The following is a 13748-nucleotide window of genomic DNA, read 5'->3' as shown; positions in this document are numbered from 1 at the left end:
CTATAAATTGAGGTGTCTGGCTTATTCTGGAATAATTTACAGCATGATCTCCATCTATCAGCAATAAATGATCTTCATAAAAAACAATTATGATAGAATTATCTTCAAAATCAGCTTTATATACATTCCTTTCATTTAACCGCTCAACGCTTCCTTCTTTATAAAATCCCTGCTGTTGATACCAATAGGCATTTTTTTCTTGATCCACAACAAAATACTGTGCATGAATAAGTGTATTTTCTTCGGTAATGAAAGTCCCAAGTATCTGTTTTTCTGTTTGGAACATATTTATTTGCTGGTGTAATTTTAGAATTGTAAAGTTATAGGCTACAAAAAGGATGAATGCAAAGATAAATATCATCATTTTATACTTTTTTCGCATACTGGTTCTGACGATACAGCACTTTAGTCATTCTGTAAAAAGCAGGTAATATTAGGTTGACAACCATATGTTTTTTCCATAAAAAAGATTGTCTGATCGCAAATAGAATTATTTTCACATTTCTCATTTTCCATCTCCTTCTTATTTTCAAATGGATATTATAGTGATTAGCAATGATGAAAAATTATATAGATAATAAAGATGTAGTTTAGTAATTTGACTAATATGAACTAAAACTTGTTAGAATTAGCTATTTAATAAATACCAAGTAACTAAATATTACTGTTGTATATTTATCTTACTTGTTAGACGATGTACATATATTTTTAGTTTCCTCGTAATGGTAGTCATCCGTTACAGGAAACGTAAGATATCAATTTTAACACTTCTTTCATATTTTTCCCTCTTCATTCATATGTTAACTGAAAATGACAAAAATAACAGCCTTTAATTGTAATCATTTATATGATAGAATCTAATTTTGAGATAGCATAAATAATTATTATAGAGATGATTTTTGTACGAAAGGGTCTTTTTTCAATTATTAAATGTGAATGACGAGAATCTAAATGGTATGTTTGATTAAATCATGCACTTACTTTAATATAAGATGGTCTAATTCTATGAAACAGAAAGCAACTTTTCTGGATTATATTTAAAAAAAAACCAATCATTTCTGATTGATTTCTTTATATTTGAATAGATTGTAATGGAGCGGGTGATGGGAATCGAACCCACGTAGTCAGCTTGGAAGGCTGAAGTTCTACCATTGAACTACACCCGCAAAAAAATATGGTGCCGACTAGAGGACTTGAACCCCCAACCTACTGATTACAAGTCAGTTGCTCTACCAGTTGAGCTAAGTCGGCAAAAAATGGTGGAGGTTAACGGGCTCGAACCGCTGACCCTCTGCTTGTAAGGCAGATGCTCTCCCAACTGAGCTAAACCTCCATGTATATTTAACCTAGATTTCTAGGTGCTTTATTATATTAATTCAAAATGAAAGACTTGTCAATCATAAATTTAAATTTTATAATTATGAACGGGTGGTAATTATGAAAATTTCACTTTTATCTTATGAGTTTGTAAACAATGATGTAAGACACAATATCAGGGTCATTATCAATGCTATCAAGGAAGCAAGTGATAAAAAAATAGATATGATCATTTTTGGGGAATCGTTCCTTCAGGGATTTGATTCACTGAGCTGGAATTATGATAAGGATCAGGATAAAGCCGTTTTCCTTTCATCTTATGAATTAAGGTGTATTCGAAGCATCGCAAGTCGTTTTCAGGTTGCATGTGCTTTTGGGTATTTTGAGAATTTTAAAGGGCGTATTTTTTCATCTTATTTAGTGGTCGATAAAAACGGGAATGTTCTTTCAAATTATCGCAGACGTTCGATCGGCTGGAAAGAGTATAAAATATGTGATGAACATTATGGTGAAGGTAATTGCTTTGATGTGTTTGAGCTGGAGGGAAAACGCTTTGTAAGTGCCTTGTGTGGAGATCTTTGGGATGATGACCTGCTTGATGAGATCAGTAAGCTTGATGTGGATGTCATATTGTGGCCAGTCTATGTCAATTTCAGTGAAGAGAAGTGGATACAGGAAAAAGAAGCTTATTTAAATCGGATCAAGCATTTAAAACCGTATGTGCTTTTAGTAAATTCTTATACACAGATCCCTTTGTCTATAGGAGGAAGTTTTGTTTATAAGGATGGAAAGATCTTATTGGAAGGAAAAAGAGGACAAAGCGATAATATTACATTAGAGCTGTAAGCATTGAGAAAATATTAAAAAAAAACGATAAATTTTTGGGAATTTTACCTCTTGAGTGGATATATAATAGTAGGAGGTAGAAAGTATGATCATTATGCCTGTGTTTTTGATCAGTGCTAATATTGCGGCATTGGTCGCTGCTGTTTATCGAATGATTCGCAGCAAGTGAGAGAAAGGAATTTTTTCCTTTCTCTTTTGTTTTACGTTAGTGAAAAATGGTGTATAATAAGAAGGATTAAAATCAAGGGTGGTCGTTTATGCATAAAAGATGTAGCGAAATAGCGAAAATGCTGGGTGTTGAATGGGACAACAGTTATGAAGATAGAATGGTGAGCGGTGTTTGCTTTGATTCACGTCAGGTAAAAGAAAATGATTTATTTATTCCTTTGATCGGCGAAAAGGTGAATGGACATCGCTTTGGTCAGCAGGTTGCCGATGCGGGAGCGAGCTGTATTTTATGGAATGAAAATGAAAAAGATGTGCCTCAGGGCATTTGTGTGTTAAAAGTGAAGAATACGGCTGTTGCTTTTAGAGAGCTGGCGCGAAATTATCGAGATCTCTGTGGCTTTAAGATCGTAGGCATTACGGGCAGCAACGGAAAGACGAGTACAAAAGATCTTGTCGCAGGGGTATTGAGTGCCAAGTATCGGGTCCAAAAGACAAGCGGTAACTATAATGCGGAAATAGGTATCAATTATACGATCTGCAACTTCGATGAAAATATTGATGTGGGCGTTGTGGAAATCGGGATGGAAAGAATGCATGAGATCGAGCAGTTGTGTGAGATCGTTCGTCCGGATATCGGTATCATTACGAATGTCGGAACCGCCCATCTTGAGAATTTAGGCAGTCAGGAAAATATTGCGAAGGCAAAATGTGAGCTGATCGACAGCTTAAGTAAAGACAGCGTCTTTATATATAATGGTGATGATCTTTATTTGATGAAGGAGATCAAAAATCATGACTTGCCAAAGACGGTCCTGTCGTATGGAGAAAAAACATATAATGATTGTATTTTGACTTCATTTAATCAAAATGAGAAAGGCATTACTTTTTCGACCAATCTGCTTAGCGGTATCAGTACGCCTCTTTTAGGAAAGCATCAGGCCTTTAACGCAATGGCAGCGCTTTTGGTAGCCAAGCAGCTTGGGCTGGATGATGAAGAGATCCGCAGGGGATTTACTCTTGTTGAACCGACAAAATGGCGGACACAGCTGGAAATTTTAGGCCCATGCAAGGTTCTGAATGATGTTTATAAATCAAATCCACAAAGTGCATTAGCGGCCTTAGAAACCTTTCAGGATCTCACAAGCGATGAAAAGATCATCGTATTTGGGGATATGTTTGATTTAGGAAAAAACAGTGCGCAGCTTCATTATGATCTGGGCAAAAAAGTTGCTCAATATGATTGTGATCTCTTGTTATGCATTGGTGAGATGTCAAAGGAAATTCAAAAAGGAGCCAGTGAAGCAGGAGTCAATGCCAGATGGGTGGCTTCCGGTGAGGAGCTTGTGGATATTTTAAAGCCTTATCTGAAAAAAGAATGTCTGATTCTGATGAAGGGCAGTCGCGGCATGCATCTGGATCAGGTGCTGGATGAATTAAAAGGAGCATAGAGAAGAAATGGAAAAGATACGTTTAGGTGTAATATTCGGCGGTAAAAGCAGTGAATACAGTGTTTCATTGCATTCGGTCAGCAGTATGCTGAGAAGTGTTAATCCCGAAAAATATGAGATCAGATGCATTGGTATTTCTCCTTCGGGAAGCTGGTATTATCTTACCCAGCCGGATTATGATAAGATCGAGCATGACCACTGGCTGGACGACACCTGTGTCGAAATGTGCTTAAGCATGGGTGAAAAAAGAGGGATCGTTCTTTTGGACGGCCGCAATACGTTTATCGATCTGGATGTGGTATTTCCGGTACTGCATGGGAAAAACGGTGAGGATGGTACGCTTCAGGGATATCTGGAATTGGCACAGATTCCTTATGTTGGCTGTCATGTCTTATCAAGCAGCTGTGTCATGGATAAGGAATTTACCCACATCTTATGTGAAAGTGCAAATATACCTTGTACGCCTTATAAGTGCATCTATAAAAATGAATATAAAAATGAAAAAGAAATATATGAGGATGCTGTTTCAAAGCTGGGTGATGTTTTATTCATCAAACCTTGCAATGCAGGAAGCAGTTATGGGATCAGCAAGGTACGCAGCTTTGAGGAATTTAAAGCCGGCATGGAGGAAGCTTTCCGTCATGACAGCAAGGTATTGATCGAAAAGAGCATTGATGGCTTTGAAATCGGTTGTGCGGTATTAGGAAATGATGAACTGGTTGTCGGTGAATGTGATGAAATCGAAACGCATAAGGATTTCTTTGATTTTGCCGCTAAATATGAGCTTGATCAGACAGAGATCCACTGTCCTGCAAGAATCAGTAAAAAACAGAGCGATATTGCCAAGGAACTGGCGAAAAAAGCCTATCGCATCATGAATTGTGAGGGCTTTGCCCGTGTCGATATGTTTGTCTGCAAGGATGGCGATATCGTCTTAAACGAATTAAATACGATTCCGGGACTGACTGCGACGAGCCGTTATCCAAGCATGATCTCTCATGCAGGGTATAGCTTCAGCGCCCTGATCGATCGTTTGATTCAGCTGGCATTGGAGAAAAGAGGATAAATCATGCTTCAGTCAAAAACAAGATCGTGGGTCACGATCGATCGCAATGCGATCTTACATAATGTTGAAGAAATAAAAAAGCTTCTTCATAAGGAAAGTGAGATCATGGCCGTTGTAAAAGCAAATGCCTATGGACATGGTGACGGCGTCATCGCAAAGTTGTTGGAAAACAACGGTATTCATACGTTTGCTGTCAGCAGTGTCGATGAGGCACTGAATCTAAGAAGGGTCGGTGTCAGTGGTGATATTCTGATACTAGGTTATACACCACCCGTTCACTTTCATTATCTGATCGAAGAAAACCTGCTTCAGAATTTTCTGAGTCTTGATTATGCGAAAAAATTAAATGAATTTGCATCTGCCTATGGTGTGATGATCCGCGGCCATATCAAGGTAGATACCGGTATGGGCCGTCTGGGCATTCGCTATACGGATGATGAGGATGGTTATGAGGAGATTAAGGCTGTTTATCAATTGGATCATCTTGCAGTTGAAGGTATCTTTTCTCATTTCTCCGTGGCAGATGAATTGGATGATGAGAATTTGAAATATACGGCACATCAGATCGAATTATTCGAAAAGGTTCTTGGACGCTTAAAAGAGGAAGGCATCAAGCCGGGCAAGACGCATATTCAAAACAGCTATGGAATCTTAAATTATCAGCTGCATTATGATTATGTGCGTCCGGGGCTATTGATATTGGGCGTGACCAGTGATGATGCGATAGAGATCCGCTCCAATCCTGATTTCATACCTGCACTCAGCTGGTATGCGAATGTAAGTTATGTGAAAACTGTTCAGCCAAATTCAAGCATTTCTTATGGCAGACATTACATCGCTAAAAGCGAACGCAAAATTGCGACCGTAAGCGTAGGATATGCCGATGGCGTGCCAAGAGAAGCCTCTAATTCCGGCATGGAAGTATTGGTACATGGAAAGCGATGTACGATCGTTGGTAATATCTGTATGGATCAGATGATGATCGATGTCAGCGATGTTGATGATGTCTGTGAAGGAGATGTGGTCACGCTGGTAGGCAGGGATGGTGATGAGCAGGTCAAAATTGATGAGTGGAGCCGCAAGGTACCTACGATCAATAATGATATGCTGTGCCGGATCAGTGCCCGAGTACCGAGATTTTATTCAAGATTAAAATAAGCAAAAGAGTCCGTGACGGACTCTTTTATTTGTTTATGCTGATAAATAAGGCAGCAAATTCTTCATGTGATTTGATGATCTTTTTAGCGGCAGCCTTGGCTTGTGCAAAATCATCACTGTCGCAGTCAAACTCTGCATTGATACCTCTTTTTACACCGGTATAGGTAAAGGTGATCCCATCCTGTGTCTGTTTGTCCAGTGCCTGGATCACATCATCAATTTTTGTCGTGCCTACTTTAATTTTCATGTTATCCTTCCTTTCTCGGCATCAGCCGTTTCAGCTAACTTAACAGATATCTCTTCAGATCATTCATATTCTGAATCTTATCAATATTTTCAAAAATCGTATTGCTTCTATATAAAGCCTCGGTAATTCCTTCATACAATTTTCTGAAATCCCTGGCAGCCTCATGATTGATCAGGATCAGAAAGATGAGATGGATCTTTTCATGATTCCAAATAACGCCTTCATGATTGACCATGATATACAGTTTGGTCGTATTGGCATTTTGAATATTGGAATGTGGAATCGCAAATTTCCCATAGAAAGAGGTACTGGAGCTTCTTTCTCTTTCAAGTACCTGCTCATAAAAGTTTTCATTGACATCGCCATGCCCATAGGCGTGATCGACCAGATAACGAATGGCCTGATACTTATCCATCTTTTCATTTACTGAAAAGAAGCAGTCATCAGAAATATAACGATCAAACATGTGTGAAAATTCCTCACGTGATCTTTTCTCTAAATAATCATGGATACCTTCCGAGATCTTCTGCATATCCGCATCCGTACAAAAAGGTGAGATATAACAGATCTTGGAATGTTTTTCTGTAAACTGTACGGTAGAAATCACAAAATAATCTTTAAAATTACGATACGGGATATCGCTGATACGGTGATAAAAGCCCATGATCTGTACTTTTTCCTTCAACATGGTCGTCAGCTTTTGCGCAATCGTCGAGCCTATGTTACGATAATTTTCCGCAATGATCACGATCGGTGCGATCGCAGCATCCGAAACAGCCTGTTCGATAGCATAACCGATATGAATGGCAATCAGATTGATCTCACTTGCGGGAATCTGAATATTAAAGATATTAGAGATCTTTGATGCGATACTGACAGCTATTTCATAGATATAAGGACTTGTATGCTTAAGGGAAACATTGGTCGGTGTAAAATTCTGGGAATAGGAACAGCGACGTATCAGCTCGTTGACATGGATACAGAAAACATTCAAAAAGCTTTCATAATCGATCGAAGTCAGATAATAATAATCAAATACTTCTTTAAGAAGCTTCCTTATCTTATTGACAAAGCTGTCTGACAGAAAATGAGCCACCGGCGTTTCATAACGATTTCCCTTTGGCTGTATAAAGCCATATAAGCACATATCCAATTCCTGAATGACATGGGTCGGATTGATGAATTGGATCATATAAGAAGAAGCCATCATATCAATGATCGCATGGGCAATTCTGATTTCCGGAAATCTTTCCAATTCTCGATTTCTTTTTGAGGGTGTATCAGGCATTTCTTTGATAAAGGGGTTGCGGCTTAAGATTACTAAAATATTGATAAGAAAATTCAATTCATAATATTTCGGTACATAATAATTTTCTTTTTCAACGATTTCAATTACTTTCTCCGTTACTTCTTCTACTTCGATATTTGGAAAATAAGAAGAAAAATTATTCATATCATCAAAAAATGATTCTGTTTCCTGATGGATCATCTTAGCCAGCAGCATTCTTTTGTTTGCTTCTTTACCTTCAATCATATAACAATTATGTTGACGAACGATCTGTAAGGAATAGTCTTTGAGGGTTTCGTTGATATCACTGATATATTTCTGCAAAGAGCTTTCCGAGATATAGAATCTTTCAATGAGCTTATCCTGTCTGATCTTTGTTCTGGAGGTCAAGAGATATTTTAAAATTTCATTATTGTTTTCTTTGATATTCTGATAGCCCATTAAAAGATCTTCAGCTTCATTTTGCTTTTCTTTATTGATGAAATAGCCGCGGTTGTCAGACAAGATCAGCTGAGCATTGGCATTGATGCTTTTTATATCATTGATCAGTGTTCTGCGGGTAATGGATAATGAGCTGAGCAGGATATTCGAGGTAATATGGGTATTGGCCTGTAAGATTGCAGATAATATCTTATATTGTCGATGTGTCAGCTCTGTCATCAAAATCACCCCACTATATATATTAAACTCTTTTATTAAAAATTAATTATAAAAATTTCACAGTGGTGTGAAATATGTGATGTGAGTCCTCCTTCTCTTTTTTATAAAATAATAGGTATGTAAAAGAAAGGAGGTTTTTTATGAGTGAAAGAAAATTTTTATGGGGATCGGCAACAGCCAGCTACCAATGTGAAGGGGCATGGAATGTCGATGATAAGGCAGAATCCATGTGGGATCGGTATCTTCATGAAAATGATCTGGAAAATGGTGATATTGCCTCAGATCATTATCATCACTATAAAGAAGATATTCGCATGATGGCTGAGGGTGGTCAAAATGCCTATCGCTTTTCAATCTCATGGCCAAGAGTCATCAAGAATAAAGCGGGCGATGTAAATCCAAAAGGAATTGCATTTTACAGCGATCTGATCGATGAATGTTTAAAAAATGGCATTGAGCCTTATGTTACCTGTTATCACTGGGACTTGCCGCAGTATTGGCAGGATGAAGGCGGATGGCTGAATAAGGATGTTGCCTATGCTTTTAAGCATTACTGTGAGGTTCTTTTTAAGGCCTTTCGTGGCCGAGTGAAATATTGGTCAACCTTTAATGAACCAAAATGGTTTATCTTCAGCGGTTATATGTCGGGGAATTATCCGCCATGTCATGTAAATCAGGTTCAAGAGGTCATCGAATGCTGTTACAACGTGATGCTTGCCAATTCCTTGGCTATTCAGGCATTTAAAGAAATGAAGATCGAAGGAGAGATCGGTATGGTCGCTTCTTATCAGACGATCTATGCCGATCAGGATGATGAAGCCAGCCGCCAGGCTATCCGCAATGCGGATAACTACTGCAACAACTGGCAGGTGGAAACCGCATGCATAGGAGCTTTTCCAAGTGATATGGTCGAAAAGCTGAAAAATCAGGGATATGATCTGTCTTTTGCGAAAAAAGAGGAACTGAAGATCATACATGATCATACGGTTGATTTTATCGGATTGAATTATTATTCACCGCAGTATGTCATGCCGTATCAGGGTGGTGAAACGATCGTCAAGGTGAATAACCAGGGTAAAAATTATAAAGGAAATCTGCATACTGTCGTAAAAGACTGGTTTGAGATCGATGATGAACTGATGAAACGATTGCCGCATAATCCATGGGGCATGGTCATTTATCCGCAGGGATTGTATGATGCGATCAAAAGATGTTCCAAATACCATGTACCGATGTATATCACGGAAAATGGTTTAGGTATGTATGAGGATATTCATCAGGAAGGTATTCATGATCGTGAGCGTATTGATTATATCAGAGAGCATGTACGCTGCCTGTTGAAGGCAAAAGAAGACGGATATGATGTCAATGGTTATTTTGTCTGGTCGCCTTTTGATTTATATTCATGGAAAAACGGCTGTGAAAAGCGTTATGGACTGGTAGCGGTAGATTTTGAAAATAATTGTCAGCGGATACCAAAGGATTCTTATTACTGGTATCGTGATGAGATCAAAAAGAATTGGGAGGATTTAAAAAAATGATCAACGTAATATTAGTGTGCAATGCAGGTATGTCAACGTCTTTGCTGAAAGCACGCATGAATGAGCTCGGTGAAGGAAAATATTGTGTCGAAGCTTACAGCGAACAGGAGTATGCAAAGCATGCCGATCATGCGGATGTGATTTTAGTGGGGCCGCAGGTTCGCTATCTGATTGACAATATCAAGGCTAAGACAGGAAATAAGATTCCTGTGGAAAGCATAGATCCACTGGCATATGGAAGGATGAATGCCGCCAAGATCCTTCAGCAGGTGGATTCCATCGTAGGTAAAAAGTAAAGGAGAAGAGTATGGAAAAATTTATTAACTGGCTTGAAAAGACGATGCTGCCGGTTGCAAACAAGATTGCCAAGCAGCGCCATTTAATGGCTATCAGGGATACGTTTATGACGATCTTACCGCCTATTTTCTTTGGAGGTATCATCGCTGTCATCAATTCAGCACCGGCGGTTGAAGGGACAACCAATGGCTTTATGATCGCATGGGCGAATTTTGCCAGTGAAAATGCGGTAATCTTGAGCTGGCTGAATACGGTGACATTGGGGTTCTTATCTTTCTATGTGTGCATCGGTATCACTTATTATCTGTGCAAGCATTATGAAATTACACCATTTATGCCAATCGTCATTGCCATTGCCGGTTTTATGATGCTGACAGCTGAACCGGTTGAATTATCTTTTGGAAATGTATTGGGACAATTGACTTATTTTGACGGTAAGGGCATGCTGGTTGCGATCTTTGTATCTATTGCAACCGTAGAAGCTTATCGCTTCTTGACAGAACATCATGTCGGTGAGATCAAGATGCCGGACAGCGTCCCTCCTGCACTGACCACTTCTTTTGGATCACTTGTTACTTGTATCATTATCTTGGCTGTGGATTCATTGCTCTTTATCGTTTGTTACAAGACACAGGGCGTTGGCTTTGCACATACGATCATCAATGTTCTTTCACCGGCTATTGAAGCTACAGATAACATCGGTACCGCGATCCTTGTCGCAATCTTATTGAATCTTGGCTGGTTCTTCGGTATCCATGATGCGATCTGGAACGGTTTCTTATCACCGATCGAATATGGTACTTTGTCGATGAATGCGGCTGCTAAGGCTGCCGGAACAGCATTGCCTGCTGTATTTACCGTATCTTTCTGGTGCTACTTTGGTATCATTGGCGGACTTGGCAACTGCCTGGCATTAGGTATCCTTTGTCTGTTATCCAAGAGAAAAGATATCAAAACGGTAGGTAAACTGGGAATTGTACCGGCATTCTTCGGTATTTCTGAACCGATTACCTTTGGTTTACCGATCATGTTGAATCCGATCTTATTCGTACCATGCATTCTGACAAGTGTTGTCAATGTAACGGTCAGCTATCTTTTGATGTCAAGCAATATCATCGGACGTACTTATGCAATGCTTTCTTATAATATGCCGTCGATCTTTGGATCTTATTTTGCTACCGGAGATTTCAAGGCTGTTATTTTGATCATCGTGCTGATTCTTATTGATATGCTGATCTATTATCCATTCTTCAAGGCCCATGAAAAAGCGACGGAGGATATGGCTGAAGAATAAACCGTAAATCGGGGGCCTTATCTTATATGTGATAAGGCTTCGAATAGGAGGAAAATTATGGAAGATGAAAAACAGGTCGAATCGTTTACGTTGATCTTGCATTCGGGAAATGCGAAATCAAGCGCCATGGAAGCGATCCGTGCTGCGAATCAGGGAAATTATGAATTAGCTGAAAACAAGCTTCAGGAAGCAAATGAGGAGCTTACGATTGCCCATCAGATGCAGACCGATCTATTAACAAAGATGTCCCGTGGTGAAGAAGTCAAGGTCGATATTCTTATGGTACATGCACAGGATCATCTGAGCTCAGCGATCCTGATCAATGATTTAGCGAAACAGCTGATTGCCATGGAAAAAGAAATTCAGGAATTAAAGGCTGTGATTCATGAGCAAAGAAAAGCTTAAGAAATATGTCATTTTTGTACTGGGATCTTTCATCATGGGCATTGGCATCGGTCTTTGTAATTATGCCGATCTCGGTGTCGATCCGATGTCCGTTCTGGTTTTAGGATTGTATCAGCGGCTGCATGTCAGCTTTGGAACGATGAATTTATTGATTTCACTGGTACAGCTGGTGATTGCCTGTCTTTTAGATAAGAAGAATGTAACGATGGCGACTCTTTTGGCAATGATCTTTGTATCGGTAGGCATTGATACTTTTGGACTTTTGCACCTTTCGGATAACCTGTCAGTTTTTCTGCTTGATTATCTTTGGTTATTGGGCGGTATCTGTATTTACTGCTTTGGCATTGCCTTAAGCCAGCTGCCGCATTGCGGCTATACTTCTTATGATGGAGTGATCTTTGGACTGAAAAGATATACAGGCTTTTCTTATCATACCATTCGATGGGGCGTTGATCTTTTATTTCTGATATCCGGTATTCTTTTGAAAGGAACAGCGGGTATCGGATCTTTACTGATCCTTTTGCTTGCCGGACGACTGGTAGAGATATTTCATGAATGGTTAGAAAAAAATGTAGGAGGAAATCTATGGCTTTAAGAAAAGATTTTATGTGGGGTTCAGCAACCGCTTCTTATCAGTGTGAAGGTGCATGGAATGTGGATGATAAGGCTGAATCCATGTGGGATCGCTATCTCCATGAGGGACATTATGAAAATGGTGATGTCGCATCGGACCATTATCACCGCTATGAAGAAGATATCCGTATGATGGCTGAGGGTGGTCAGAATACTTATCGTCTATCACTTTCATGGCCGCGGATCATTAAAAACAGAGAAGGTGACATCAATCCGAAAGGCATTGCTTTTTATAGAAATCTTTTACAGTGCTGCAAGGATCATCACATCATACCGTTTGTCACCTTGTATCACTGGGACTTACCACAGTATTGGGAAGATCTCGGTGGCTGGCTCAATGAAGATACCTGCTATGCTTATGAACATTATGCAAAGGTATGCTTTGAGAATTTCAGCGATCTGGTTGATCATTGGGTTACCTTTAATGAACCAAAGTGGTGTACTGCTTCCGGTTATCTGGTCGGCAATTATCCGCCGGGTCATCATGATGTGCAAGAGATGATCACGGCTGCCTATCATATCATGTATGCAAGTGCACTGGGTGTAAAAGAATTTAAAGAGGGTCATTATCCGGGACAGATCGGTATCGTCCATTCGTTTTCACCGGTCAATGGTATCGATGATACGTTAAAGACACGCATTGCCATGCGCTTTGCGGATAATTATTCCAATAACTGGGTCTTGGATACGGCTGCCAAGGGAGAAATCCCATTTGATCTTTTATGCGTATTGTCACAAAAATATGATCTCTCTTTTATCAAAGATGAGCATTTACCGATCATCAAGGAAAATACCGTGCAGTTTTTAGGTTTGAATTATTATTCACATACCCTTGTAAAACCTTATACGGATGGTGAAACGACATTTACGGTCAATAATTCCGGAAAAAACAGTAAGGTAAAAAATACGGTAAATATCAAAGGCTGGTTTGAACAGATTACAGATAATCCTGATGCCATTTATACGGAATGGGGAACGGAAATTTATCCGCAAGGATTAGAAAAAGGTCTGATCGAAGCCTATGGTAAATATCATTTGCCAATCTTCATCACCGAAAACGGTGTCGGCGTCCGAGAAGATGTCAGTGTTGAACGTGTTCATGATGATTATCGTATTTCTTTTATGAATGATCATATCAATGCGATCATGAATGCAGTTGATAAAGGCGTAGATGTTCGCGGTTATTATGCATGGAGCAGCTTTGATCTGTATTCATGGAAAAATGGCTGTGAGAAGCGTTATGGATTAGTGGCCGTTGATTTTGAACATGATCTGGCACGTAAGCCTAAAGACAGCTATTACTGGTATAAAGAGATCATTGAAAGCAATGGTGAAAAAATCAAACGCAAGCAATGGTTTAAATAAGAAAGGTGCAGATAT

The 13748-nt window shown here is 39.3% G+C and carries 13 protein-coding genes and 3 tRNA genes; 10 read left to right on the top strand and 6 right to left on the bottom strand.

Features of this window, described 5'->3' with window-relative positions:
- The 4 genes from Q0K35_RS11335 to Q0K35_RS11320 all read right to left on the bottom strand — a co-directional run.
- Positions 1-364: hypothetical protein (locus Q0K35_RS11335; protein ID WP_294562973.1), on the bottom strand; the 364-nt coding region annotated here is incomplete at its 3' end.
- Positions 365-1092: 728 nt separating this feature from the next.
- Positions 1093-1166, bottom strand: a tRNA-Gly gene (locus Q0K35_RS11330).
- Positions 1167-1175: 9 nt separating this feature from the next.
- A tRNA-Thr gene (locus Q0K35_RS11325) sits at positions 1176-1251 on the bottom strand.
- Between the two features lie 6 nt (positions 1252-1257).
- Positions 1258-1333: transfer RNA gene (locus Q0K35_RS11320), tRNA-Val, on the bottom strand.
- Positions 1334-1437: 104 nt separating this feature from the next.
- On the opposite strand from Q0K35_RS11320, the gene Q0K35_RS11315 reads away from it, so the two are divergent.
- The 4 genes from Q0K35_RS11315 to alr all read left to right on the top strand — a co-directional run bounded on the left by Q0K35_RS11315 (position 1438) and on the right by alr (position 6003).
- Positions 1438-2163 (top strand): carbon-nitrogen hydrolase family protein, encoded by a 726-nt coding sequence (locus Q0K35_RS11315; protein ID WP_294562972.1) that lies wholly within the window; start codon positions 1438-1440, stop codon positions 2161-2163.
- Positions 2164-2420: 257 nt separating this feature from the next.
- Entirely contained in the window at positions 2421-3779 is a 1359-nt protein-coding gene (gene murF / locus Q0K35_RS11310) for a UDP-N-acetylmuramoyl-tripeptide--D-alanyl-D-alanine ligase (RefSeq protein ID WP_294562971.1), read from the top strand.
- Positions 3780-3786: 7 nt separating this feature from the next.
- Entirely contained in the window at positions 3787-4845 is a 1059-nt protein-coding gene (locus Q0K35_RS11305) for a D-alanine--D-alanine ligase family protein (protein WP_294562970.1), read from the top strand.
- A gap of 3 nt (positions 4846-4848) precedes the next feature.
- Complete coding sequence (alr, locus tag Q0K35_RS11300) at positions 4849-6003, top strand: alanine racemase (RefSeq protein WP_294562969.1); 1155 nt, start codon at positions 4849-4851, stop codon at positions 6001-6003.
- A 25-nt stretch (positions 6004-6028) separates the two neighbouring features.
- Here alr and Q0K35_RS11295 read toward each other — a convergent pair whose 3' ends face one another.
- Both Q0K35_RS11295 and Q0K35_RS11290 read right to left on the bottom strand, forming a co-directional pair.
- Entirely contained in the window at positions 6029-6250 is a 222-nt protein-coding gene (locus Q0K35_RS11295; protein WP_294562968.1) for a hypothetical protein, read from the bottom strand.
- 34 nt (positions 6251-6284) lie between these two features.
- On the bottom strand, positions 6285-8198 hold the full coding sequence (locus Q0K35_RS11290) for a PTS sugar transporter subunit IIA (protein WP_294562967.1): 1914 nt from the start codon (positions 8196-8198) through the stop codon (positions 6285-6287).
- Positions 8199-8338: 140 nt separating this feature from the next.
- Between Q0K35_RS11290 and Q0K35_RS11285 the strand changes: the two genes are divergently transcribed.
- From Q0K35_RS11285 to Q0K35_RS11260, 6 genes are read left to right on the top strand one after another with little or no spacing between them, the layout of a single operon-like run.
- Positions 8339-9739, top strand: coding sequence for a glycoside hydrolase family 1 protein (locus Q0K35_RS11285; RefSeq protein WP_294562966.1), 1401 nt, complete (start codon positions 8339-8341; stop codon positions 9737-9739).
- The gene (locus Q0K35_RS11280; RefSeq protein ID WP_294562965.1) at positions 9736-10035 is read left to right on the top strand and encodes a PTS sugar transporter subunit IIB; all 300 of its coding nucleotides are present in this window, start codon (positions 9736-9738) and stop codon (positions 10033-10035) included. The genes Q0K35_RS11285 and Q0K35_RS11280 overlap by 4 nt, the downstream gene beginning before the upstream one ends.
- A gap of 11 nt (positions 10036-10046) precedes the next feature.
- Positions 10047-11330, top strand: coding sequence for a PTS transporter subunit EIIC (locus Q0K35_RS11275; protein ID WP_294562964.1), 1284 nt, complete (start codon positions 10047-10049; stop codon positions 11328-11330).
- A 57-nt stretch (positions 11331-11387) separates the two neighbouring features.
- Complete coding sequence (locus tag Q0K35_RS11270; RefSeq protein WP_294562963.1) at positions 11388-11735, top strand: PTS lactose/cellobiose transporter subunit IIA; 348 nt, start codon at positions 11388-11390, stop codon at positions 11733-11735.
- Positions 11716-12330, top strand: a complete 615-nt coding sequence (locus Q0K35_RS11265; protein WP_294562962.1) for a hypothetical protein — start codon at positions 11716-11718, stop codon at positions 12328-12330. The genes Q0K35_RS11270 and Q0K35_RS11265 overlap by 20 nt, the downstream gene beginning before the upstream one ends.
- Positions 12321-13733, top strand: a complete 1413-nt coding sequence (locus Q0K35_RS11260) for a glycoside hydrolase family 1 protein (protein ID WP_294562961.1) — start codon at positions 12321-12323, stop codon at positions 13731-13733. Before Q0K35_RS11265 ends, Q0K35_RS11260 begins: the two co-directional genes overlap by 10 nt.
- Positions 13734-13748: the final 15 nt, after the last annotated feature.

The organism is uncultured Traorella sp., assembly GCF_944327115.1.
In the GTDB taxonomy this organism is placed as follows: Bacteria; Bacillota_I; Bacilli_A; order Erysipelotrichales; family Erysipelotrichaceae; genus Traorella.
This window is presented reverse-complemented; position numbering and strand designations above follow the sequence as displayed.

What these genes read in the sequence shown, in the direction of transcription:
- Q0K35_RS11315 (WP_294562972.1), top strand. Translation starts at nt 1,438, where the DNA reads ATGAAAATTTCACTTTTATCTTATGAGTTTGTAAACAATGATGTAAGA.
- murF (WP_294562971.1), top strand. Translation starts at nt 2,421, where the DNA reads ATGCATAAAAGATGTAGCGAAATAGCGAAAATGCTGGGTGTTGAATGG.
- Q0K35_RS11305 (WP_294562970.1), top strand. Translation starts at nt 3,787, where the DNA reads ATGGAAAAGATACGTTTAGGTGTAATATTCGGCGGTAAAAGCAGTGAA.
- alr (WP_294562969.1), top strand. Translation starts at nt 4,849, where the DNA reads ATGCTTCAGTCAAAAACAAGATCGTGGGTCACGATCGATCGCAATGCG.
- Q0K35_RS11295 (WP_294562968.1), bottom strand. Translation starts at nt 6,250, where the DNA reads ATGAAAATTAAAGTAGGCACGACAAAAATTGATGATGTGATCCAGGCA.
- Q0K35_RS11290 (WP_294562967.1), bottom strand. Translation starts at nt 8,198, where the DNA reads ATGACAGAGCTGACACATCGACAATATAAGATATTATCTGCAATCTTA.
- Q0K35_RS11285 (WP_294562966.1), top strand. Translation starts at nt 8,339, where the DNA reads ATGAGTGAAAGAAAATTTTTATGGGGATCGGCAACAGCCAGCTACCAA.
- Q0K35_RS11280 (WP_294562965.1), top strand. Translation starts at nt 9,736, where the DNA reads ATGATCAACGTAATATTAGTGTGCAATGCAGGTATGTCAACGTCTTTG.
- Q0K35_RS11275 (WP_294562964.1), top strand. Translation starts at nt 10,047, where the DNA reads ATGGAAAAATTTATTAACTGGCTTGAAAAGACGATGCTGCCGGTTGCA.
- Q0K35_RS11270 (WP_294562963.1), top strand. Translation starts at nt 11,388, where the DNA reads ATGGAAGATGAAAAACAGGTCGAATCGTTTACGTTGATCTTGCATTCG.
- Q0K35_RS11265 (WP_294562962.1), top strand. Translation starts at nt 11,716, where the DNA reads ATGAGCAAAGAAAAGCTTAAGAAATATGTCATTTTTGTACTGGGATCT.
- Q0K35_RS11260 (WP_294562961.1), top strand. Translation starts at nt 12,321, where the DNA reads ATGGCTTTAAGAAAAGATTTTATGTGGGGTTCAGCAACCGCTTCTTAT.